Origin of the sequence: Chryseobacterium sp. SIMBA_038 (assembly GCF_046535115.1) — a bacterium.
In the GTDB taxonomy this organism is placed as follows: Bacteria; Bacteroidota; Bacteroidia; order Flavobacteriales; family Weeksellaceae; genus Chryseobacterium.
Genome location: NZ_JAWRXH010000412.1, coordinates 1 through 240, shown reverse-complemented (window position 1 = coordinate 240; position 240 = coordinate 1). Strand labels below are relative to the sequence as shown.

Genomic DNA, 240 nt, shown 5'->3' with positions numbered 1-240 from the left:
CAATATTTCCCTCCGGAACTCCTAAAACATAGACGGTATACAGATAAATCAATGACGGAATCAGGCATAAAATCCCAACAATCGATACTGAAAGGAACTTTCCTGTTACAAGATCTGAAACCTTTAACGGTTGTGAAAAGAGCCAGTTCAGTGTTCCGGTTTGTTGCTCTTCGGCAAAAGTCTTCATTGAAAGTGCCGGAATGATAAACATCAACAGCCACGGAACCAAAACAAAATAAC

The 240-nt window shown here is 40.0% G+C and carries 1 protein-coding gene; it reads right to left on the bottom strand.

Annotated elements, in window-relative coordinates; genetic code table 11:
- A partial coding sequence (locus SB689_RS24090; RefSeq protein ID WP_410694544.1) for an ABC transporter permease occupies positions 1-240 on the bottom strand: 240 nt, incomplete at both ends.